The organism is Cohnella cellulosilytica (genome assembly GCF_042431195.1).
GTDB lineage: Bacteria > Bacillota > Bacilli > Paenibacillales > Paenibacillaceae > Cohnella > Cohnella cellulosilytica.
The window spans coordinates 24,597-46,153 of sequence record NZ_JBHMDN010000042.1 but is presented as its reverse complement, the minus strand read 5'-3'; the positions used below and the strand labels follow the sequence as shown (position 1 = coordinate 46,153).

Annotated in this window: 19 protein-coding genes; 4 read left to right on the top strand and 15 right to left on the bottom strand. The window is 60.8% G+C overall.

The annotated features are described in order from the left end of the window. The first annotated feature begins 6 nt into the window (after positions 1 to 6). Complete coding sequence (ligD, locus tag ACFFT4_RS26670) at positions 7 to 903, top strand: non-homologous end-joining DNA ligase (RefSeq protein WP_378052077.1); 897 nt, start codon at positions 7 to 9, stop codon at positions 901 to 903. Here the strand turns inward: ligD and cls are convergent, their stop codons facing one another. Further along, the gene (cls, locus tag ACFFT4_RS26665; protein ID WP_378052076.1) at positions 904 to 2,337 is read right to left on the bottom strand and encodes a cardiolipin synthase; all 1,434 of its coding nucleotides are present in this window, start codon (positions 2,335 to 2,337) and stop codon (positions 904 to 906) included. A 112-nt stretch (positions 2,338 to 2,449) separates the two neighbouring features. Here cls and ACFFT4_RS26660 point away from each other — a divergent pair, with 112 nt between their 5' ends. From ACFFT4_RS26660 to ACFFT4_RS26650, 3 genes are all read left to right on the top strand, one after another. After that, a complete protein-coding gene (locus ACFFT4_RS26660) occupies positions 2,450 to 3,421 on the top strand; it encodes a M23 family metallopeptidase (protein ID WP_378052075.1) in 972 nt (323 codons plus the stop codon). A 5-nt stretch (positions 3,422 to 3,426) separates the two neighbouring features. After that, positions 3,427 to 3,858 (top strand): bactofilin family protein, encoded by a 432-nt coding sequence (locus ACFFT4_RS26655; RefSeq protein ID WP_378052074.1) that lies wholly within the window; start codon positions 3,427 to 3,429, stop codon positions 3,856 to 3,858. A 140-nt stretch (positions 3,859 to 3,998) separates the two neighbouring features. Continuing rightward, positions 3,999 to 5,591: a glycosyl hydrolase family 28-related protein gene (locus ACFFT4_RS26650; protein ID WP_378052073.1), complete on the top strand. Its 1,593-nt coding sequence runs from the start codon at positions 3,999 to 4,001 to the stop codon at positions 5,589 to 5,591. Here ACFFT4_RS26650 and ACFFT4_RS26645 read toward each other — a convergent pair. The 14 genes from ACFFT4_RS26645 to ACFFT4_RS26580 are packed head-to-tail and all read right to left on the bottom strand — an operon-like array spanning position 5,554 to position 21,547. Beyond that, positions 5,554 to 7,056 (bottom strand): hypothetical protein, encoded by a 1,503-nt coding sequence (locus ACFFT4_RS26645; protein WP_378052072.1) that lies wholly within the window; start codon positions 7,054 to 7,056, stop codon positions 5,554 to 5,556. The genes ACFFT4_RS26650 and ACFFT4_RS26645 overlap by 38 nt on opposite strands. Further along, positions 7,035 to 7,955, bottom strand: a complete 921-nt coding sequence (locus tag ACFFT4_RS26640; protein ID WP_378052071.1) for a glycosyltransferase family 8 protein — start codon at positions 7,953 to 7,955, stop codon at positions 7,035 to 7,037. The genes ACFFT4_RS26645 and ACFFT4_RS26640 overlap by 22 nt, the downstream gene beginning before the upstream one ends. Further along, positions 7,939 to 9,591, bottom strand: a complete 1,653-nt coding sequence (locus ACFFT4_RS26635; protein ID WP_378052070.1) for a glucosamine inositolphosphorylceramide transferase family protein — start codon at positions 9,589 to 9,591, stop codon at positions 7,939 to 7,941. The genes ACFFT4_RS26640 and ACFFT4_RS26635 overlap by 17 nt, the downstream gene beginning before the upstream one ends. Next, complete coding sequence (locus ACFFT4_RS26630) at positions 9,566 to 10,720, bottom strand: GNAT family N-acetyltransferase (protein WP_378052069.1); 1,155 nt, start codon at positions 10,718 to 10,720, stop codon at positions 9,566 to 9,568. Before ACFFT4_RS26630 ends, ACFFT4_RS26635 begins: the two co-directional genes overlap by 26 nt. Before the next feature lie 12 nt (positions 10,721 to 10,732). Further along, a complete protein-coding gene (locus tag ACFFT4_RS26625) occupies positions 10,733 to 11,278 on the bottom strand; it encodes an AAA family ATPase (RefSeq protein WP_378052068.1) in 546 nt (181 codons plus the stop codon). A 25-nt stretch (positions 11,279 to 11,303) separates the two neighbouring features. Further along, positions 11,304 to 12,719, bottom strand: coding sequence for an oligosaccharide flippase family protein (locus ACFFT4_RS26620; RefSeq protein WP_378052067.1), 1,416 nt, complete (start codon positions 12,717 to 12,719; stop codon positions 11,304 to 11,306). Position 12,720: 1 nt separating this feature from the next. Next, positions 12,721 to 14,076 carry a sugar phosphate nucleotidyltransferase gene (locus ACFFT4_RS26615; protein ID WP_378052066.1) on the bottom strand — a complete coding sequence of 452 codons (1,356 nt, stop codon included), beginning with the start codon at positions 14,074 to 14,076 and terminating at the stop codon, positions 12,721 to 12,723. A 6-nt stretch (positions 14,077 to 14,082) separates the two neighbouring features. Continuing rightward, positions 14,083 to 14,895 carry a glycosyltransferase family 2 protein gene (locus tag ACFFT4_RS26610; RefSeq protein ID WP_378052065.1) on the bottom strand — a complete coding sequence of 271 codons (813 nt, stop codon included), beginning with the start codon at positions 14,893 to 14,895 and terminating at the stop codon, positions 14,083 to 14,085. Then, the gene (locus ACFFT4_RS26605) at positions 14,801 to 16,144 is read right to left on the bottom strand and encodes a glycosyltransferase family 4 protein (protein ID WP_378052063.1); all 1,344 of its coding nucleotides are present in this window, start codon (positions 16,142 to 16,144) and stop codon (positions 14,801 to 14,803) included. Before ACFFT4_RS26605 ends, ACFFT4_RS26610 begins: the two co-directional genes overlap by 95 nt. Next, the gene (locus ACFFT4_RS26600; RefSeq protein WP_378052062.1) at positions 16,141 to 17,331 is read right to left on the bottom strand and encodes a glycosyltransferase family 4 protein; all 1,191 of its coding nucleotides are present in this window, start codon (positions 17,329 to 17,331) and stop codon (positions 16,141 to 16,143) included. The genes ACFFT4_RS26605 and ACFFT4_RS26600 overlap by 4 nt, the downstream gene beginning before the upstream one ends. Next, a complete protein-coding gene (locus tag ACFFT4_RS26595; protein ID WP_378052061.1) occupies positions 17,328 to 18,464 on the bottom strand; it encodes a glycosyltransferase family 4 protein in 1,137 nt (378 codons plus the stop codon). Before ACFFT4_RS26595 ends, ACFFT4_RS26600 begins: the two co-directional genes overlap by 4 nt. Then, positions 18,461 to 19,609 carry a glycosyltransferase gene (locus ACFFT4_RS26590; RefSeq protein ID WP_378052059.1) on the bottom strand — a complete coding sequence of 383 codons (1,149 nt, stop codon included), beginning with the start codon at positions 19,607 to 19,609 and terminating at the stop codon, positions 18,461 to 18,463. Before ACFFT4_RS26590 ends, ACFFT4_RS26595 begins: the two co-directional genes overlap by 4 nt. Further along, positions 19,563 to 20,591, bottom strand: a complete 1,029-nt coding sequence (gmd, locus tag ACFFT4_RS26585) for a GDP-mannose 4,6-dehydratase (RefSeq protein ID WP_378052058.1) — start codon at positions 20,589 to 20,591, stop codon at positions 19,563 to 19,565. Before gmd ends, ACFFT4_RS26590 begins: the two co-directional genes overlap by 47 nt. Beyond that, the gene (locus ACFFT4_RS26580; protein WP_378052056.1) at positions 20,588 to 21,547 is read right to left on the bottom strand and encodes a GDP-L-fucose synthase family protein; all 960 of its coding nucleotides are present in this window, start codon (positions 21,545 to 21,547) and stop codon (positions 20,588 to 20,590) included. Before ACFFT4_RS26580 ends, gmd begins: the two co-directional genes overlap by 4 nt. Positions 21,548 to 21,557 lie beyond the last annotated feature (10 nt).

Below are 21,557 nucleotides of genomic sequence, written 5' to 3'. Positions count from 1 at the left end.
GCAAGCATGGTCAAAACGAAAACCGTCGTGCGGCTGGGAGAACACGAGCTCGCCATCTCCCATCCCGACAAAACGATCTGGCCGGAAGCGGGCATCACCAAGCTGAAATACGTGCAGCTGTTGGCCGAGCTGGCGCCCTTCCTGCTTCCGTATGCGGAAGGACGCTATTTGACGACGATCCGTTATCCGGAGGGGATACACGGCGTATCCTTTTATCAGAAAAATGGTCCCGAGCCGATCCCCGACTACGTGCGGACCGCCAAGAGCGGCAGCATCAACTACGTCGTGCTGGATTCGGTGAGAACGCTGCTGTGGATGGGAAGCCTGTACAGCCTCGAATTCCACGTCTCCTCCGACGAGATCGGGCAGCCGCTGCCCAATACGTGGATGCTCGACATCGACCCGTCGGTCGGCGAAGAGCCGCGGATCATGGAAGCGACGGAGCATGTGCTGCAGGCGCTGGATTCGCTCGGCCTGAGCGCCATGGCCAAAACGTCGGGCGCGACCGGCGTGCAGGTCGTCATGCCGATCGAGCGCGGACCGGATTTCGACGCGCTGCGCCGCTTCGGCAAATTTCTCTCCGAGTATCTCGTCGCCCGCCATCCCCGGCTGTTCACGGTGGAACGGCTGAAGAAGGATCGCGGCGATCTGATCTATCTCGATTATTTGCAGCATTACGCCGGCAAAACGCTCCCCGCCCCATACTCCCCGCGTGCTCGTCCGAAGGCGACGGTCTCGACGCCGTTGACCCGCGACGAGGTGCGACGAGACGTCAAGCCGACCGACTTTCACCTGCTGAACGTGCCGCAGCGGCTTCGCGAGCGCGGAGACCCGCTTGCCGCCGCGCCTCGACAATCGCTCGGCCCGGTCATCGACCACCTGCTCGGAGACAAACGCAAATAGCTACAGCAGCGGAGACAGAATCCGCGCCATCGCTTCCTTGAACTTCTGCGTGCGCGGCCGCTCGAGAAACTTCTGCAGGTTGATCTCCTCGCTGTCCTGCAGGTCCTGCAGGAAATCCCGCTCCACCTGGGCGATCGCAGAGGGAGCGAACAGATGGGCGTTGATCTCGAAGTTGCTGTAAAAGCTGCGCAAATCCATGTTCGCCGAACCAACGACCGCCGCGAAGCGGTCGACGACCAGCGTCTTGGCGTGGACGAACCCTTTTTTATACTGCCACACCCTGACGCCTGACCGCATCATCTCCTCCGCGTAAGACAGCGTCGCCAGGTGGACCAGCCACGTATCCGGAACGTAAGGAATGATCAGACGGACGTCCATGCCGCTGACCGCGGCGTCGCGCAGCGCCATCGCCACGCTCGCGCTCGGGATGAAATAAGGCGTCGTCATCCAGATGCGCTCCTTGGCCGCGTTCGCCATCGCGAACACCGAATCGTGAATCGCGTCTCCCCGGCGGTTCGGACCGGCCGGCACGATCTGCACCGCTTCCTCCTCCGGAACGTCGTGCTCGGGAAAATACGACGGATCGTCCGGCTTGCCGCGCGTCGCGATTTCCCAGTCCTTCAGGAACACCTCCTGAAGCCAATAGACCGAATCTCCCTCCAGCTTCAGATGCGTATCGCGCCAATAGCCGAGCCGGGGATGCTTGCCGACGTATTCGTCGCCGAAGTTCAAGCCTCCGATAAAGCCGACCGTGCCGTCCACGACCGTAATTTTCCGATGGTTGCGGTAGTTCATCCTCTTCTTCAGGAAGGAGGGCCTGAGCGGGAAGAAGCACGCGCATTCCACGCCTCCCTCGCCCAAAATCCGGATGTAGGCGTCCTTAAGCTTGATGCTGCCGATCCCGTCGTACAGCAGCTTCACCTGTACGCCTTCGGCGGCTTTGCGCAGAAGCGTCTGCTGAAGCTGCCTTCCGATGCCGTCGTCCCGAACGATGTAAGACGAAATGTGAATGTGGAATTTCGCCTTGTCGATCGCCTCCAGCATCGCGGCGTACGTATCCGTCCCGTTGTTGAATACGGCCGAGCGGTTTCTCCCGGAGACGGGAAGCTCTCCCCGCTTGAGCAGCGTGCGGAACAGGCGCGGCTGCTCCGCAATGCCGGTGGGCGGCAGCGCGGCGGGATCCGTCACGGTTTTCGTCATCGCCAGCAGCTTCGCCCGACGGCGCTGATCCAGGCTGCCTCTGCGGCGCGCCTTTCGGCTTCTGCGATACTCCGTCGCCAGGAAGTAATACAGAATAAACCCGACGAACGGGAACAGAAACAGGATGAACAGCCACGCCGTCGCATGGGCGGGTCTGCGGAATTCCAGCAGCAAGATCGTGGCCGCCTGGAAAATAAAGACAAGCAGAAGCAGGCAAACGCCGAACGCAATCATATCCTCTTATCCTCGCGTCTCTTAATGATTTCAGGTATGAAAGGAAGCTTTCAAGAATAAATAGCAGTAGAACAAGGATGGACCCGACTTCTCGTATCCGAAAGGAGAGCCGATGGCACACAGACGACGGAAAGCGAAATGGTCGTTGATCCTGATCCGCGACGCCAATCGCCGGGTGAAGCAGTTCCGGGTGTCCGGGCGAACGATCGCGCTGCTCCCCGTAGCCGCCGCCCTGACGGTCGCCGGAGCGTTCGCGGCCCGGGAGCTGGAGGCGCTGCAGCGGCTTCACGAGCTGGAAGCGCTGCTCGACGCCGCAACCGCCCGGAGCGGAGCCGCGCTCGAGGCCAAGAACGGGGAAATTCGTTCCCTGAAGCAGGAGCTTGGCCAAGCGAACGATCAGGCCGAGCGGCTGCAGCAGCGAATGAACGAATTGGCGGTTCTCGAGGCCCGATTACGGCAGTTCATCGGCCAGTACGGCGACGGGCAGACGCTTCCCCAAGGGGAATCCGCCTCTGAGGTCGCCGCCTCTTACGCCGCGGCGGCGGCCGACAAGCTGACCGCGGCTTCGGCCCGGTTGACGATCGACGACATCGCGGAATTGTCGGAGATGCTCGGCGAGCTCGCAGATTCCATGGAAGCCAATCTCCGCAAGGCGGAGCGGCGGCAAAGCGAGCTGGACGCGATGCCGTCCGCCTGGCCGACCGTCTCGCGGCGCCTGACCTCGGGCTTCGGCTACCGCAGCGATCCGTTTACGAGCAAATCCGCATTCCACGCCGGAGTCGATATTTCGGGCGATGTCGGCGATCCGATCTACGCGGCCGGAGACGGCACGGTCAAGGAAGCCGGGTTCAATCGCACACGTGGTAATTATATCATCATTACCCATCGGACGGGTTTGGAGTCGCAGTATATGCATTTAAGCAAAATCGGAGTAAAAACCGGGCAGCGGGTCGAACGCGGCGACAGGATCGGAGAAATGGGCAACAGCGGGCGCAGCACCGGACCGCATCTGCATTTTCAGATCGTGGCCAGCGAGAAGCCGGTCAATCCGCTCCCCTATTTGCGACAGGTGAAGGAGGATTGAAAGCGATGTTCGGACGCAAGCGCAGGGCGAGAGTCACCGATACGCTGATCGGCGCAGGGACGGAATTTAACGGGCTGATGAAATCCGAAGCCGACGTCAGAATCGAAGGCGCTTATCAAGGAGACATCGAGAGCAAGGGAAATATCGTGATCGGAGAAAGCGGAGTGGCGAGATCGAACCTCGCCGCTCGCGAAGTGACCATCGCGGGCAAAGTGTACGGAGACGTACATACCTTCGGCAAGCTGGTCATCACCGCTACCGGGCAGCTTCACGGAAACGCCCAATCGGCGGTGCTGCTCGTGCAGGAGGGCGGCATTCTGAACGGCAGCAGCAGGATGGACAAAGGCGACAAGAAGCCGGCCGGCTCCGAGCTTACGGTCACCGGCGTCTCCGCCGGCGCCGTTCTCTCGGAGAAGAAAGCGAAGCAGGCGGGGTAATCCCTCGCCTGCTTCTTCGTTTTAGGAAGCCTGGGGACAAACATATATTTTATGCCGCAGCCGTTTCCAGGTGTGGAAGCTTGTTCGTTCGCTGAATATACTGCATCGAATTCACCCCATTTAAGAAGGGACTGATTTCCATGGCAACGGCGGCTCCACAGCCCGGAGACCCGAATGCGATCAACCTCAAAAGCCTGGGCGCCCAGGGCAACGGCGCGGCGGACGACAGTCAGGCCTTTCTCGACGCGCTCTCCGCGGCCGAGAAGCAGGCGAGAAGAAACGCGGCCCCGAGCTCGGACAGCAACCGGCTCGGCTCCGTCACGATCTATATTCCCGCGGGCACCTATGTCATTCGCAAGCCCGAAGCGCTGATCCGAAGCAGCTATGTCAACCGAACCGTCGGACTTTCCATTCAAGGCGCAGGCGCCGGGCTCACCCAGATTTTGTTTCAGCCTTCCGTACCCGGAGGGTATCTCATGGCCAACAACGACGCCTGGCTTAACGTAACGATCGCCGATCTCACCTTCGACTCGAACAACGCGAACAACTCCCTGATGGATTCCTATTCCACCGGCGGCGCCCAGAAATACAACTGGGAGCGCTGCAGCTTCACGGGGACCTGGAAATACATTCTCAATTTGCGGGGAACGAACAATAACAGCGAATATTCGTTCTACTCCTGCAACTGGTCGGGCTCCTGCAAGAAAATGCTTTACGTGGACGCCAAAGGCTCGGACCAATTCGTCAACTACAATTTCTTCGCGTGCAACTTCGAAATGGCGGAAGGAGATTTTATCCATCTGGAGAAAGGCGGCAACGTCAACATCTGGGGCGGCAGCCTGATCCATTACGGCAGCGGGGGCGTGTTCTTCAGGCTGCTGGGGGACAGTCACTTCTACGGAACCGAGAGATTCCTCTGCGCGGGGACGAGAATCGAGCATCGCAACGCCAACAGCCAGCTGATCGAATGCACCTGGCCAGGCGGCGCCGTAACCTTCCTGAACATCGACGCGACCAGCTCCATGAATCTTCGGCCGTACACCGTCCAGAGCGCGCTTTTCAAGAGCTCGAACAGCGAGATGCCGAGCATCAAATTCGACAACTGCCGGCTGATCGGCTCCCACACTTACAGCTATTTGGTCAACTCCTGGTCGAAACGGCACAACGTCGTCTACGAGAACTGCACCTTCGAGCAGCATGCCGACGTCAAAACGTTCCTTAACGTCGTCAGCGGCGACAAAACCGCCAACATCGGCGGCGCGCCGGTCGTCCACTTCCGCAATTGCCGCGGCGCCGGAGGGACGAACCCGTCGTGGAATCTCTGGGATTGCGATTACGGCTATTCGACGGCCGTGCTCGGACCGACGTCGCGGAAAGTTCTGTCGGTCAAAAACGCGGACGGCAAGCTGCCTTACAATCGCGCCCCGAAAGTCGAATTCACCCTGCCTCCGGGCGCGATCGTCACCGGCATTCGGCTCTATTGGCCCGCCAAAGCCGTCTCCTCGCAGAACAAGGCCTGGGCGTTCTCCGTACGTACGAGCGACGCCAGCCCGACCGTGCTGGCCCGAGCGTCCGGCGACAACAAGACGGCTCTTGCCAGCGGCTTTAACGTCGACACACCGCTGTTCTTTCCGTGCGACACGGATGCCAAACGGCGTCTGGTCCTCGAGAGCAACGATAAGGTCGACCAGGTGTCTAGCGCTTCGTTATGTCTGATAGAGTATATCGGCTAAAGGCGGCCGAGCCGGCCCGGTCGGCCGCGAAGGTCCGGCCCGGACTCCGACTCCGGCTTCCGCGAAGACTCTTGCGCAGGCTCCCGCCCCCGCTCCGTCGCGCAAACAGGTAAGCGAACAGGAGGAAGCTGGACATGTAGGCGAGCGCGTTCATCAGATCGCCCCGCAGCAGAAACACCTGGTAAGCCGATAGAAACGGCACAATGATCCGATAGATCGACATCGTCGACAAGCGTCTGCTCTCTTCGTACTTGCTCTGCAGACGACGGGAGACGAATCCGTAGACGGCAAACAGCAGGACGACGCCGGCGAGACCGCCGTTGAGATAACCTTCCGCCCACAGCGGACAGGACAGATTCGTATAGAAGTATCCCGAGGCCTCTCCCAGCAATTGCCCGGAGCTTAGCGGCTTCGCCTCCCACAGCGAGCGCGGCACCCAGAACAGCAGAGCTCCGAGCAGCTGCTTGCCGTGAGTCGTCCCGTTGGCCCCGACGTACTCGACGGCGTTCAGCGACATCTGGAAAGCGTCGTAATCTCCTTTCTGCACGAAAATGTCCGAGATTCCGGCCGTCTGAATATCGCCGTCCAGATTGTTGCGGAACAAATCCGTATAAGGGAAAACGACGATGAACAGAAGCAAATAACCCGCCGTCCACCCGAAGCGGCCGATCCTTCGCCACGGCACGAACAACAGACACAGCGTAAGCATCACCGAGCCGAACCAGTAGCGGGCATTGGAGATCGGATTCGAGACGACCAGGCAGAGAGCGAGCAGCAGCAGCGTCGTCAGCTTGGGCAGCGCGCTCCGGAACAGGCGGCGCTTCCACAGAGTCAGACCGAAAATCAGGCACACAAATACCGGAACTTTAATGAGCTGATCGGCGATCAGGCCCTGTGACTTCGTCTCGTAGACGTTTTGCAGCGCGTTGCGCGGCAGAAACAGGGAATGGATGCCGCCGGATTGAACGAGAAGCGCACCCGAGATCAGGATCGCCAGACCGGAGACAACCAGAAATCGCCGCGTTCCGCCCGGCTTCGCAAAATCGGCGGCCGGATTCCCCGGAGCAGTCGGCGAAGCTTTGGACGGCTTGCCGAGCAAGGTTCCCGCATGATAGGCGAGCAAGCCGGCCAAGGTCATCAGCTGTGCCGTCACAAGCGTTCCGTCTCCGTATGTGTCCGGCCACGGGAAGCGGCTCTCGGCCAACTGCACGAGCGGGACAAGCCCGAGAAATACGTAAGCAAACAGCCAGAACGTCATGTCGAGGATGCGCTCCTTGTTCGCGGCGACCGGGTAGCTCAGCATGGCCGCCGAATAGACGAGCACCGCCAAGCTCATGACGAGCGGGGCATCCAGCTGCCCCCAATCGCTCCTCGGCAGGAAGAGCAGCGGGAGAAGCCCTCCCGCTACGAGGAACAGAAGCGTCGCGTACATATACCGAAGGTTCATTTCATTCCCTGCGCCCATCTGTCTTTCTCCCTCCGCACCCAATCGAGAGCCGCGCCCGGAAGCGCCCTCTTCACCGCTTTCTTCGCCAGGCCCCCCAAGGTCACGGGAGGGCGGTAACGCCGCCAGGCCGTCAAATTCAAATAATGGTAATACTCGCTGCGATACGGATGCACATTGTCGTAATGCCACGGCTTCGACACCCCCGTGTAGTGCACGACGATCGGTTCCTCCGATCCGGCTTTGCGCGCGTTCGCCGTCAGCATGTTGCTCTGCAGATTCCATTCGGGCGGCAGCTCCAGCCATTCTCCGTGAAGCACGGCGTTCAGGGCGTCCTGATCGTGGAAAAGGAGGCGTTCGCCGTGCTCGGCCGCGTAGGCCAGCACGCGGTCCGTCAAATGCTCCTCGCGCCATCTCCTCAGGTTGAACAGAAGAACCCCCGCGTTAAAGTACGGGCTGGAGCTCGGAATCGCCAGCGCCTTCTTCCGGCACTGGCCGCCGATATCTTCGATGGCCGCCAGCGCGTAGCCGCGGAGATCCTCCTGCCAGATCGGGGTCAGATCGCCCAGAACGATAACGTCGCAATCCAGATAGAGCACCTTGTCGATCGAGTACCGGCGAAGCAGCTCCGGCACGAGAATTTTGCAGTACGTCGCCGGGCTCAGATGCCCGCCTACCCTGATTCCGTCCAGACGCCCGGGGGTCATCCTGATCCAGCGGATGCGAACCCGGCGATCCGACACCGTAGCCTCGAGAAGCTCGCGGCTGACTGCGGACAGTCCTCCGTCGACAATGTAAAAGCACGCCCGCGCGGGAGGAGGCAGATGCACGGCGGCGGAGACGAGCGCCGCCGCCAGGTGCTGGGCGTAGCCCTCGTCCGCGGCGGCGGCGATTGCGATCTCGTTAAGGGATGCTGCCAATGGCTTCCGCTCCTTTCCTGTCCGTTCTGCGAATTTTCCGAACCAGCTTAATCGTCGCTCTCCGCGCGAATACGCCCAGAGCCAGCCGCTCGCGCTTGGCGTCCACCAGAGTGGCCTCTCCCGCGAACGACAGCGTATGCAGACCGTCGGGATACGGTCCGGAACGATCCGGGGCCAGGCGGCGAACCGGCGTCTCGCGGAATTCCGTCGTCGTCAGGCGGTCGATGCGATTGATCCATACGGCGCCGCCATAAGTGCCCGAGCAATCCTGGGCGGGGCGGAACAGCGCTTCGCCGACCGCAAACGGCGTTCCCGCGGGACGGGAGGAGCGGACGTCCATCTTGACCGGATTGGCCGGATGCGGCTTCCACTCGCCGAGCAGCTCGTCGGAGTACCAAATATGCAAATGCGAATGCGGCCCTTCCTCCTGATCCGTGCAGATCAGCCACCACAGGCCGTCATGCCGGAACACGGTCGGGTCCACCGCTTGAAAATTCGGAATCAGAACCTTTATCTTCTTCCATTCGACCGGGAATCTCTCGGCGCGGTAGATGGCGGCTTCCCCGGCTTGATAGCATTCCGGGATGCAGTAGAGCCGCCCTTCCTCCTGTACGATGCAGGGATAGGACAGATGCACCGGCAGCTCAAGCACGGCTTGCTGCCACCGGGCTTCGGGATCGATCCGCAGCTCGCGGTCCAGCTTCAGGAAGGAGATTTTCCCTTTGCGCTCCACATGGTCCCATTCCTCGGCCACGATGCCCATTCCCTCCTCCAGCCGCACCGCGAACGGATCGGCCACGAAGCCCGCCCGCTCGGGCAGCCATTCGACGGTTGGTTCGCCTTGGCCGCGCATCACGGCGTCGATCGGCTGACGAATCACGCCGACGTTCCACTGCTCGACGACAAACCAGGCCGACAATCGGCGAGCCAGCTTGCGGTATCCGAGCAGGGCGGCCAGCCGAATCGCTTGAAGAGCGGTCGGCCCGGGGCCGGGTCGGCCGTTCTCCGCTTCGGACCGGACTTCTTCCTCCGCGGTATAGGACAACCTGCCGGAGAGGGCAAGCTCCCTGCAGACGGAAGCCGGCCAGGAGCGGCAAAACCGATAAAGCTCGTCCAGCTTCTCCCCGAAGCCGGCTCCGTACGAGGAGATGTGCCCCCGTTTCAAGAGCAGATCCCGCTCCGCGGTTCGGCCGACCCGGACCAGCGACACGGTCCCCGCCGGATCGTCCGCAAGCAGCAGGCGGAAGACGAACCCTGCCGCATCGTCCGACGCCTGTCCGTAACGGAAACGCCATAAGCCGAAGCGGGCGAGATCGGCCAATGCCCTGGACTGTCCGGCGCGGCGCAGGTCCAGGATCGCGTCCGGGGCAAGCGGAGACAAAGCGTCGGCAAGCTCCGCTTCGTCGACAAGCTCCAGTACCGGAAGGCCTTCTATTTCAGGCGCCTCCCGTACGGGCTTGCCCGTTTGCCGCGCCGTGCGCCGGAGCCACCCGGGAGACGCGGCCGGAGCGGCCGCCGCCCGGACCTCGGCGATACAGGAAATGCGGGCATGGGACGAAGCGGACAGAGCCCGAAGATATCCGATTTCCCCTTGATCCCAAGGGGCAGCATCACGCAAAACCGCTATTTTCAGCATGGCTTCCTCTCGTTTCCTTTCGGGAAGGATAAAGTCCGGATCGCAGCGCGACCGCCTTCCTTTTTAGATCGTTCAGCTTCTTGTTCTGCCTTGCGGCCACCTTCAGCCACGTGCAGAACGCCAGATAGGCGCTTTTGCCGTTTTTGCCGCACACGTAGAAATGATAATTTTTCCCCGCAGAGTCGGTCCAATAAAACTTGTGCTCCTGATCGCCTTCCTGAAAATCGAACTCCGTTGCTCCCCGAAGCGCGAAATGCTCGAGCATTCTGTGCGTCAAGATCATTCCCGTGCCGCTCTTGCCTCCCGGCCTGGAGTTCATCATTTCCCCGTAGATTTTATCGCCGAATTTGAAATCCAGGGAGATGCACTCGGCCTCCCCGTCAATCTCGACGCAGGAGAAGCCGAGTTGGCCGGCCCGGCTCATCCGCTCCAGCAGCTTCTCGAAAAACCGCTCGTATTGCGGGTCGTGAAACCTGCTGTCCTTCCATCTCGCTCTATTCCACTCGACCAGTTTCCGCCATAGTTCGGGGGAATACGGCAGGTCGATCCGAATATCGACCCGATGCTTTTTGCGCAGCCCGCGTTCTCTTCGCTCGATGTTATGCATCGCTTTTTTGTTCCTCTTGAGCATGCCTTGCAGTTTGACGTAGGTCGTCATGGCCGCCTCCGCCGCGAATACGGAATACCTCTCCTCCAACGCTTGCCGCAGCAGAAACGTCGACGAATGCTTGGAACTGAAGCTGGTCAGCTCCGCGAAATCCCAGCAGCCGCGGCGTTCGAACAGCGCGTTCCCGATCGACCGAAGAAGATCCCGGTTATGATACTCCCGATGCAGCAGAAAATGGTTGTAAGGCGTCGTTCCATGGTTGATCGGCCGGAGAGAACGGACCTTGAGCAGCCCCACTCTTCTCGGCTCGATGCACAAGGGAGCGATGCCTACGCACCGCTCCCCGTCGTATACCGCTATGACGAACAGCTCGGGCTCGGGGCCCCGCAGCGTTTCCAGACAGGAGAGCGTCCACTCCCAGCCGTCGTGAAGCTCCGCGCCTTCCGCTTTCTCGTACAATCGCTTCCATTGATCCTCCAGCAGCAGAAATTCCGCCGGCCGGGTAATGACTTCCGTGCGCATCGTTCAGCCCCCTCAGCCAGTAAAGGAAATCTCATGCGGCGGAGCCGGCGCCTTCAGCCGGCTCTTGAAGCGCTCGACCTCGGACGGGCTGCGCAGCACGCAGATCGATTTATCCGCCTCGAAAGCGCGGATTTGCCTCATGATTTTCGGCATTGTGGCCGTAGGGAACCGAAACACGAATTTCGCTCCCCTGAGCAGATCCTTGTCCAGCTTCTCGGTAATATAATTGCCGGGCGAGCTTCTTCCGTAATATTTAACGGTTCTCCGGGCATATCTCCAAAGGCACAAATACCTCGGCAAATTCAGAAAAACAATCGTGTCCGCTTCCGTCAGGCGCGGATCTTCGTCCTCGTAATGGTGGCCTTCGATGACCCAGCGCTCCTCGGCTACGATGGCCCGGATCAACGCCTCGGCCTCGGCCTTGCTTCGCGGCTTTCCGTCCGGCGTATGGGCCACATGATCCATGTGGTAGAAAGGAATGCCCAGCAGGCGGCCCAGCTCCCCGGCCAAAGTCGATTTGCCCGATCCCGGAGATCCGACGATCGATATTCGTTTCATAGGATGATCCTCCAACAGAGCGAATTTAGACGGCTTCCAGCGGTTTCTCTTTTCTCAGCAGCTGCCGCGAATAGCCGATGATCTGACTTCTGGGCTTGCTCATGACGAGAAACAGCAGCAGCGGCAGGAGCAGCAGCAGCGCCCACGGGAACGGCAGCAAGGGAGCGAACATGGCCGGGATGCAAAGCAGCGTGTAGAAGAACGGCTCCCGGTAATCGACGTTCAGGCTCACGCTGACGTCGCGGTGAATCGCGTAGTAGGTCGCAATCGCCGCCACCTCGGCCCAGGCGTAGCCGTTAAGACCGAAACGCGGCACGAGCAGGAAGGTCAGCAGCGCGAGTATTCCGACGTGCAGCAGGTTGAATCTCGTAACCTCCCAATTTTTCCCGTACACGTACAGCACGTTCATCTGCAGGTTGAATATGCCGTAGATCATATACTTGAATGCCAGATAAGGATAAATGACGAGGATCGCGTCCCAGGCGTCGTCGAACAGCAGCGGAACGACCCAATGCCCCAGCACCGCGAATCCGATCAGAAACGGCGCAATCGAGAAAATCTGCATCGTCATCGCTTCGTTCAGCGCCAGCTCCATCCTGCGCTTGTCCTGCTGAAGCTTCGCCAGAACGGAAAAGCTGACGCGCATAATCGTTCCGTTCACGACGCTGAGCGCCTGGATCAGCCGCAGCGCGATCGAGACGACCGCGACCCCTTCCGGTCCGGCGAAGCGGCCGACGATCAGCGGGCTGATCAGCGCCCGCAAGCCCCAGACGCGCTTGGAGAACGAATTGGCGATCCCGTATTGGAGCATCTCCTTCAGCGGTTTCCACGACCAATAGAGAGAAGGAACGTACCTCGCGTACCTGCAGCCGATAACGACGGCCGCCGCTCCCTGCACGATGTTCCCGACGACCGGCGCCCAGATTCCGAAACCCGCATAGGCCAGCGCCAATGCGACTCCGTAGTAGACGAATTGCGTGTGCATTTCCAGAAACGCGATTTGCTTGTAATTCAATTCTTTTTCCAGCATCGTCTGAGAAGGCAGCAGCAGCGCCGAAATCGGCAGCGCGATGAGCGTAATCAAGAACGGCAGCCGGATTTCCGGGCTGTGCAGCCAGCCGCTAAGAAAGGAGGAAAAGCCGATGCCCACCCCGATTGCCGCGAGCGAAGCCAGCAGAGCGAACGTAAACGCGAGATCGTAAAGACTTCGGCCGACGACCTCCTCCTTGCGGATAATATAATTCGACACGCCCATGAGCGCGATATCCGACATATAGCTGATCACGGTGCTGATCGTCACGTACAGGCCGTAATTCTCCGCGCCGATCAGCCTTGTGAGCAGCAGCATGCCGCCTAGCCCGACAGCGAAGCCGATCGCGCTTCGCGCGGCGAGATAGGACGTGCCGCGGACGATGCTGCTGCGCAAATTCGTATCCGCCAACCTAGATCACCGCGCTTCCCAAAGTATAAGACCATCGCTGCACATCTTCTTCTCGCAGAGGACTGCCCGTCTGGACCTCGATCAGCTCCGAATCCTCGAAAGCCTCGAAGCGGATCTGCTGCCGGGCCGGAATGCGTATGACGGAGCCCCGGCCGACGGTTTGAGGCGCGCCGTTCAGCAGCACTTCGCCGCTGCCGGATACAATCGTCCACGCCTTCTCGCGCCTGGGGGCGCACTCCGTATCGGTGCGCATTCCCGCTGCGATCGTCAGCCGCTTCGTGATGACCTCGTTATTTTCGTCAATCCGCTCGTAGTCCAGCACCCGGCTCGTTCCCCACTCGTATTCGACGTACATCGGAGATTGACCGGCGTCCAGCACCTCCTTCAGGCGCGGGCTCGCTTCCTTGTCCGTGACGAGAATGCCGTCCGGGCTGACCGCCACGACGATGTTGGACAGTCCGAGCACAGTGACCGGAATGTGGAGCTCGTTAATGAGGTGCGTATTCCGGCTGTCCGGACTGACCGTGCCTTTGCCGATCTGGGAGACGCCCATCTCCTCCGTCAGCGTGTTCCACGTCCCAAGATCCTTCCAATAGCCGTCGTAAACCATCATCGCGATGCTGCCGCAGGTTTCCGCGACTTCGAAGTCGAAGCTGGTTTTGGGCAGATTGCGATATTCCTCGACCAGCTTCGCATATTCAACCGGCATCCCCGAGCGGCGGATTCGCTCCGCCATGTACCCCAGCCTGAAGGCGAACACGCCGCAATTCCACAGCGCCTGGCGCTCCTCGATCAACCGGCCCGCGACGGCTTCCGCGGGCTTCTCGTGAAAGCTCGCCACCCGGTCGTAAGCTTGCGACCCGTCCGCGGCTTCGGGAACGATATAGCCATACTTCGTGGACGGATAAGTGGGCTTAACGCCGACCAGACCGAGATCGGCCGAGGTTTGGTCCAGCATCGTCTCAAGCTCCTTAAGCTTCTCGAAGAACGGGTCGTCCACATAAGGGTCCACCGGCAGCACGATGACGGCTTCGTCCGCGGCGCTCCGGCGAACGCTGTGCAGATAGGCGGCCGCGAGCGCGATCGCCGGATACGTGTCCCGGCCCTCCGGCTCGATCAGCAGCGGCACCTCGTCCCCGAGCTGCCTGCGGATCGCGTCGGCTTGCAGCGGCCCCGTCACGATCGTACATTCGTCCGCCAGACCCGCCGCGCTTAACTGCCTCCACACCCGTTGAACCATCGATTCCATCTCTCCGTCCGGGCTGCGCAAAATTTTCAGAAATTGCTTGGACCGCGCGGCGTTGGACAACGGCCACAGCCGCCTCCCCGATCCGCCCGACAGCAGTACGATTTTCAAGCGGATTCATCCCCCTTCGTGAAAAATTTCGCGCAGCGCCCGGAGATTGCCCAGACAGCGCTCCCGATAGGTTTTCCGGTAAGACCGGGCCAGGTTCTTCAGCAGAACGCCCGCGTAGAACACGTACTCTCTTCGGTCGAAGACGCGATGCTTCTTATATAAATAATTGCGGTTGGCGATCTGCATATAGCCGAATTTCCGGCCGTTCACTCTCGCCTTCGGGCTTTGCAAATGATAGAAATACGCTTGATTGCAGCAGACGAGACGACGGTCGCGGGCCACCCTCCTGGAGAAATCCCAATCCTCCATCCAGCCGTACAGGGCCAAATTCTCGTCGAAGCGCAGATGGCCGACCGCTTCCGCCCGATAGACCATATTGCAGCCGTACAAATCGGGGACGTCGATCAGCCCGTATACCGGGTTGCGCGGATTCCTGCGGTTCCCGTCGACCAGCGGAAAGCCGTTCATCCCCCCGATGCGCTTGCCCTTGTCCCGAGCGAACGCCTCGACGATCATCCGGAGATAACCCGCTTCCAGCACGACGTCGTCGTCGAAAAAGCCGATCAGCTCCGCGGAAGGACGCAGGGCGCCCAAGCCGATGTTCCGTTGAACCGTAACGCCCTTGCGTTCGGTACGAACGTAGACAACGCGCCAGGGCAGGGAATCCAGCACGGGCTTCAGCCGCGGATCGTCCGGCGCTTCGGAGCCGTCCACGACGATCAGTTCATCCGGGGGGAACGCTTGAATCCGCAGCGATTCCAGGAATCGGATCAATTCCTCCGCTCTGTCCTTGGTCGCGACGATGACCGAAACCTTCATCCTGAAAACTCCTTTTTTGGTTTAGCAAGCCGTCCAGAAGGCGGCCGTAGCTTGCGACGGAATCGCTTTTTTTCAAAAACTTCTCCAAATGCTCCCTTCCGCTTCTCCCCATTCGTTCCAGCCGGGCGGCGGACAGAGCCGCCATTCTCTCCAGCGTCCGCACGAACTCGGCATAGCTGCCGGGCTCGACGACGAATCCGCAGCGGCCCTCGACGACGATTCTTTCGGCTTCGCTTCCGCTCTCCAGCACGCCCAGCACCGGCTTGCCCGCGGCCAGCACGCCGTAGATTTTACTCGGAACGGATACGCCCTTGATCCCTTTTCGGCTGACGACCAGATGGACGTCGGCCGAGCCGAGCGTAATCTTAAGAGCGGCCTTCGGCTGAAACGGAAGAAACCGCACGTTGTCCATCCCGCGCTCCTTCGCGAAACGTTCCAATGCCGGTTTCACCGCCCCGTCTCCGATGAAGACGAACAGCAGGTCCGTTCGTTCGCGGAAAGGCCCGATCGCTTCCAGCAAATTTTCCAGATCGTAATAGAGTCCGATATTGCCGGAGTACATCACGACGAATTTTCCGTCCATTCCGTGGCCTCGGCGAAAGCGTTCCACCTCCGGATGCCCGCGGTCCAGCGGCACGATGTCCCGCTCGTCGGTCCAATTGGGAATGACCGAATGCGCGGGCACCCGGCCGCCCTTCAGCCGGCGGATCAACGTCTCCCGCATGTCTCTGCCGACCAGCACGACATGATCCGCGCCGCGGCAGGTCAGATTGTCGATGCGGCGAGCGATTCCGTACAGCCGCTTGCTGCGGGCATAACCGATCGCCTCGGCCTGCTCCGGGTTGAAATCCTGGATGTTGTACAGGTGGGCGCAGCCTTTCAAGCGCTTTCCGATCGCGCCGATCAAGCCCCCGAGCACGGGCGGCGTCGAGATCGTATAGATCAGATCGACGTCCCGCTCCCTCAGCAGCGCCGCGAGCGCGAACAGGAAATAGCCGGCGACGTAGCGAAGCCGGCTCCATTTGCTCCGCTTGTTCGGTTCGGCCAGCTTGATCCGCACGATCCGGATTTGCTCCAGCCGCTCTTCCCGGAAGCGAGGAGCGTCGGCTCCTTGCTCTCCCCCCGAATCGGCCGCGATCACCGTAATGCGATAGTCCCGCTGCAGCTCCCGGCACAGCTCCGTCATCAGCTGGCCCGTCGAGGCGACGTCCGGATAGAAATAATTAATGACGAATACGAGCTTCTTCATGCGCGGCCTCCCAGCAGACCCGGACGCAGCAGCTCTTCATATAGCCGCACCGTCTTGTCGACGTAGATTTCCCTTGTGAACTCCGCTCTCAGCGTCTCCTGGGCAGCCCGGCCCATCGCCTTGCAGTCGAGCCGGAGCAGCTCGTTCAAAGCGTCCTTAAGCTTGAGCGGGTCCGCCGGCGGAACGAGCAGGCCGTATTCTCCGCGCACCATCTCCGGCACGCCGCCCACGTCGGTCGCGACGACCGGCAAGCCCGCGTTCATCGCCTCCAGAATGACGGTCGGGAAAATATCGTAGACGGAAGGCAGCGCGAACGCGTCCGCTTCGGCGAGAATGCGGTCGACGTCCCTCCGCAGGCCCAGGAAATGAACGGAGCCGGACAGCCCCAGGGAGGCGGCCCTGTTCAGCAATCGCTCCTTGTACGGGAGGTCCTCCTCGAAGGCGACGTCTCCGACGATAACGAACTTGACGTCCTTGCGCTCGTCGAGAAGCAGCCGGGCGGCATCGATCAAATATTCGATGCCCTTCATCGGCGCCAGCCGGGCGACCGTCACAACCAGCTTCTCCTCCGGCCCGATCCCGAGCGCCTGGCGAATGGGGGAGGAGCCGGGGACTTCGGCGGCTTCGGCGGCGGAGCCGGCAGACTCCCGCAGCCGAATTCCATTGTAGATTTTGCGGACTTTGGCGGATTTCCGGCTGCGCCATTCGAACATGGACGCGCTCTGGTCGCACAGCACGATGACCAGATCGTTAAACAGATGATTCAGCCAGGCCATGAATTTATAGGCGAGCAGCGGCCGCCGGGGCAGCTCGTGAACCGTCTGAACGGTCGGGATGCCCATCCATTTGCCGAGCAGATTGCCGCCCATCGCCTCCATCTTGTGGGAGTGAATGAGCGCGATCTTCTCCTTGCGGACGATGGCGCGAAGCGCGCGCACGCTGGCGATCAGCCGGGCCAGATTAACGAAATAGTACGACCAGCCCCGCGGCTTGCCGAACACCGCGACGGGGGCGAATCTCACCTCCGCCCCTATAGCCTGATATTTCTCCGCGTACGGACTCGGTCCGGGCAGCACGACGAAGGGCCGAAAGCGGGACTTGTCGAGGCCGGCGACCAGCTCCAGCAGCACCGTATCCACGCCGCCGACCCGGCTTGCATAGGGCTGGATATATAAGATCGGAATCATGACATCACCTTCGGCCCGTAGAGTTGGCGTTGCTCCAGCATCGTCTCGAAGATTTCCAAATGCCGCTCGGCCATGCGAGCGACGGTATAGCCTTCCGCCTTGTTCCGCGCGGCCTGCCCGAAACGTTCGCGCAGGCTTTCGTCCCGCAGCAGCGCCCTGCAGCCGCGCGCGATGCCGGCCACGTCTCCGACCGCGGTCACGAAGCCGTTGACGCCGTGCTCGACGAGGCTGTAAGCCGCCCCTGCGCCGCGTGTCGTCACGATCGGCAGTCCGAAGGCCAGCGCTTCGTTCAGGACGAGTCCCCATATGTCGTAGCGGGTGGGCATGACGAAGACGTCGGCGCTTCGGTAGAACGACGTAAGCGTCTCGGCGTCCATAAATTCGAGAAGCTGGACGTTCCTCAGCCGCTTGTCGCGAATCGTTCGCTCGTAGCGCTCCTTCAGCGGCCCTCCGCCGATCAGCACGAGCGAGGTTTTGCCATTATCGAGCGAGCTGTACGCCGTCAACAAATCCTCGAAGCCCTTGCGTTCGATGAACTGCCCGACGGACAGAAGCACGCGCTCCTTCAGTCCGTGACGCCGCTTGAACTGCTCCTTCTCCTCCCGCGAATACGGACGCAGCTGTTCCTCCGTATACGCGGACGAGGAGAAGGGATATTCCCAGATCCGGCCGCTCTTCGCCCCGTAATGGAGCAAATAGGCGGTGCCGTTCCTTCCCGAGGATAACCAGCCGTCCGCCGCCGAGATGAAGCTCCTTTTCAGCCAATGCTTGATTCGATTCTCGTGCCCGGGGAAGCCCCCGTCCGTATTCAGCAGGAACGGCCGCTTCCTGGACTTCAGCCACCGAATGACGGTCATCTCCGTAGGAGAGCTGTAGCATCCCAGAACGTAGACGTCGAATTTCGATTCGCGAAGCTCCTTGCGCACCGTCCAGTTGAAGTGCTTGTCCAGGCCGAACGTCATTCCCGGCAGAAATTTGTAAGCGAAGCTCGCCCGGTCCAGCCGCACCTCCCACTGCCGATTGGCTTCGGTGGGGGCTTGGAACCAGACGGTCAGGCTGCAGCTTCGGGCGAGCTCGTTAAAGAAATCGATCCGGTAAGGCGAGGGAATATTCGTCACGTACAGTACGTTCATCCCGTCCCTCCTCCCAAAGCCGGAAGACGTCTCCCGGATTGCCCGTACAGCTTGAGATAATCTCCCGCCATTCTCTCCAGCGTCCAGTACGGATTCGGTCCCTGGCGCCTGCGATCGGAACGGGCTTCGATCAATTGCTCGATCTGCTCTGCCCACAGCTCGGCGTTCCTGGCGAGAATTCGGTTGCGCGCGCCGGCCTCGGAGAGCTTGCGATTGGACGGGATGTCGGAGCAGACCGCGGGAAGTCCGCAGCACATCGCTTCGAGCAGTGCCAGACCGAACGCCTCGACCTCCGAAGGAAACAGGAAGACGTCCGCGGCGCCCAGCAAGTCTCCGACGTTCTCGCGGGGGCCGAGCAGCCGGACCTGTTCGGCCAGGCCGTGCTCCTCCGTCAATCGGCGGACTTCCCGAACGTAGCGGACATCCTCGAAATTGCCTACCAGCAGCAGCATGAACTTCGCGCCCCGGCTTCTTAAGCGTTCGGCCACTTCCACGAGGAAATGCTGGTTTTTGAGCGGCACCATCCTGCCGACGTGAATGAGCAGAGCGGTATCGGCGGGGCAGCCCAGCGCTTCCCGCCATTTCGCCCGCTCCGCGGGAGACGACGGCGCATATCGCTGCGGATCGATGCCGTTTTCGATGATCGCGGTTTTGGAAGCCGACCGCGGGTATTTCGAACGGTACGCTTCCGCGACGTGCTGGGCGACGCAGACGACTTTGGTCACTCCGAGCAGGCTCAATCGCTCCAGCGTTCTGCTCTTCCAGTCCGGCCAGTCGTCCGTACCGTTATGCACCGTCGTCATCGTAGGGACTTTGCGTCCCCAGAGATTGGCGATTCCGGCGTACATGTTCGGCACCGGCCCGTGGGCGTTGACGATGTCGGGAGCGATATCCCGCAGAACCCGCTTCAGCCGGGCCATCGATCGGAAAGTCCCTTCCCCGGGCCGCTTGTTCAGCTCGACCAGCCGAATTCCTTGAAGCTCAAGCGTCTCCGCAAGCCGATCGCGCTTGACCCGATCCCTGGATTCGTAGATCGCGATCAGCCAGCATTCGATGGCCAAGCCGCGGAAGCGCCCGATCAGGTCGAGAACGATTTTCTCAGCCCCCCCGTACTGCAGGGAAGTAATCATAAACGCGATTTTCATAGCGCCGATATCCCTTCGATTGAATGAATTGAACTCTTTCCAGGTCGGCTTCGACCATCATGGCGATCAGGCTCTCGAAATCGACCTTCGGTCTCCAGCCCAGCTTCGTTCTGGCCTTGGCGCAATCTCCCAGCAAAATGTCCACCTCGGCCGGCCGGCAGAGTGACTTGTCCTGGACGACGAAGTCGCGGTAATCGAGCCCGGCGTACGAGAAGGCGATTTCCAGCAGCTCGCGGACGGAATGCGTCTCGCCGGTGGCGATGACGTAATCCTCGGGTTTATCCTGCTGCAGCATCATCCACATCGCCTCGACGTAATCTCCGGCATAGCCCCAATCTCTCAGCGCGTCCAGGTTGCCCATCTTTAACTCGGACTGCAGGCCGCTGGCGATTCGGGCCACCCCGTCGGTCACCTTGCGGGTGACGAATTCGATTCCGCGCCGCGGCGATTCGTGATTGAACAGAATGCCCGAACAAGCGAACATATCGTAGCTTTCGCGGTAATTCACCGTCATCCAATGCGCGTACACCTTCGAGACGCCGTACGGACTTCGCGGATAGAAGGGCGTCGTCTCCCGCTGCGGACATTCCGCGACCTTGCCGAACATTTCGCTGCTCGACGCTTGATAGTATCGAATCTCCGGCTTCGTCAGCCGGACCGCCTCGAGCAGGTTGGTCGCGCCGAGCGCCGTCAAGTCGCTCGTCAGCAGCGGCTGCGGCCACGAGGTGCCGACATAGGACTGGGCGGCCAGATTGTAGACCTCGTCCGGATCGGAGACGCGGACGGCCCGAATGAGCGAGCTCAAGTCCGTCAGATCCCCCTCGAGCAGCTCGATGTCGCCGAGTATAGGCTCGATATTTTCCAGATTGGGCGTGCTCGTTCTTCTTCGCAGCCCGTACACCCGATACCCCTTCTCCAGCAGCAGCTCCGCCAAATAAGATCCGTCTTGTCCGGTAATGCCCGTTATAAGCGCTCTCTTCACGATAGAATCCTTCTTTCTTCCGATTTGGCGGCGATATTTTCCAGAAACCATCGATAGGTGCCCGCAAGGCCGTCCCGCAGCGATATTTTCGCCCGCCATCCCAGACGCTCCATCCTGGAGCAATCCAGCAGCTTGCGCGGAGTCCCGTCGGGCATGTCTGGATTAAAGCGCAGCTCGCCCGAATAGCCGACGACGGCTTTCACGAGCTCCGCCAGCTCCCTGATCGTCAAATCCTCGCCCATGCCGATATTGACGATGTCGTCTTCCGGGTACGATTCCATCAGATGCACGCAGGCGTCCGCCAGATCGTCGGCATGCAGAAATTCGCGCCTCGGCCGACCGGAGCCCCAAACCTCGACGAACGGAGAACTCTGCTCCTTGGCTTCGTGCATTTTGCGAATCAGGGCGGGCAGCACGTGCGAGGTGTGGGGGTCGAAGTTGTCGTGCGGACCGTACAAATTCGTCGGCATCGCCGAGAGGAAGCTCGTGCCGAATTGGCGGTTGTACGCCTGGCACATTTTGATTCCGGCGATTTTGGCGATCGCGTACGCCTCGTTCGTCGGCTCCAATTCGCCCGTCAGCAAATATTCCTCCTTCAGCGGCTGCGGAGCCAGCTTCGGGTAGATGCAGCTGCTTCCGAGAAACAGCAGCCTCTTCACGAGCGTCCGGTAAGCCGCGTCGACGACGTTCGTCTGAATGCAGAGGTTGTCGCGGATAAATTCTCCCGGACTGTCCCGATTCGCCGCAATGCCGCCGACCTTGGCCGCCGCCAGAAAGACGTAATCGAACCGCTCTTGCCGGAAAAACTCCGCTACCGCGTGCCCGTCTCTTAAGTCGAGCTGGCTTCGCGTCCGCGTCACGATGCGTCGGAAGCCTCGGGAGATCAGGTTCCGCTCGATGGCGGAACCGACCAGGCCCCGATGTCCCGCCACGAATATTTTGGCGTCTCGCTCCATCCCGCAGCCT

Excerpts from the sequence above, each read along its gene's own strand:
- ACFFT4_RS26635 (WP_378052070.1), bottom strand. The coding sequence starts at position 9,591 with ATGCTGAAAATAGCGGTTTTGCGTGATGCTGCCCCTTGGGATCAAGGG.
- ligD (WP_378052077.1), top strand. The coding sequence starts at position 7 with ATGGTCAAAACGAAAACCGTCGTGCGGCTGGGAGAACACGAGCTCGCC.
- ACFFT4_RS26660 (WP_378052075.1), top strand. The coding sequence starts at position 2,450 with ATGGCACACAGACGACGGAAAGCGAAATGGTCGTTGATCCTGATCCGC.
- ACFFT4_RS26625 (WP_378052068.1), bottom strand. The coding sequence starts at position 11,278 with ATGAAACGAATATCGATCGTCGGATCTCCGGGATCGGGCAAATCGACT.
- ACFFT4_RS26600 (WP_378052062.1), bottom strand. The coding sequence starts at position 17,331 with ATGATTCCGATCTTATATATCCAGCCCTATGCAAGCCGGGTCGGCGGC.
- ACFFT4_RS26595 (WP_378052061.1), bottom strand. The coding sequence starts at position 18,464 with ATGAACGTACTGTACGTGACGAATATTCCCTCGCCTTACCGGATCGAT.
- ACFFT4_RS26650 (WP_378052073.1), top strand. The coding sequence starts at position 3,999 with ATGGCAACGGCGGCTCCACAGCCCGGAGACCCGAATGCGATCAACCTC.
- cls (WP_378052076.1), bottom strand. The coding sequence starts at position 2,337 with ATGATTGCGTTCGGCGTTTGCCTGCTTCTGCTTGTCTTTATTTTCCAG.
- ACFFT4_RS26580 (WP_378052056.1), bottom strand. The coding sequence starts at position 21,547 with ATGGAGCGAGACGCCAAAATATTCGTGGCGGGACATCGGGGCCTGGTC.
- ACFFT4_RS26590 (WP_378052059.1), bottom strand. The coding sequence starts at position 19,609 with ATGAAAATCGCGTTTATGATTACTTCCCTGCAGTACGGGGGGGCTGAG.
- ACFFT4_RS26645 (WP_378052072.1), bottom strand. The coding sequence starts at position 7,056 with ATGGGCGCAGGGAATGAAATGAACCTTCGGTATATGTACGCGACGCTT.
- ACFFT4_RS26655 (WP_378052074.1), top strand. The coding sequence starts at position 3,427 with ATGTTCGGACGCAAGCGCAGGGCGAGAGTCACCGATACGCTGATCGGC.
- ACFFT4_RS26610 (WP_378052065.1), bottom strand. The coding sequence starts at position 14,895 with ATGAAGGTTTCGGTCATCGTCGCGACCAAGGACAGAGCGGAGGAATTG.
- ACFFT4_RS26630 (WP_378052069.1), bottom strand. The coding sequence starts at position 10,720 with ATGCGCACGGAAGTCATTACCCGGCCGGCGGAATTTCTGCTGCTGGAG.
- ACFFT4_RS26605 (WP_378052063.1), bottom strand. The coding sequence starts at position 16,144 with ATGAAGAAGCTCGTATTCGTCATTAATTATTTCTATCCGGACGTCGCC.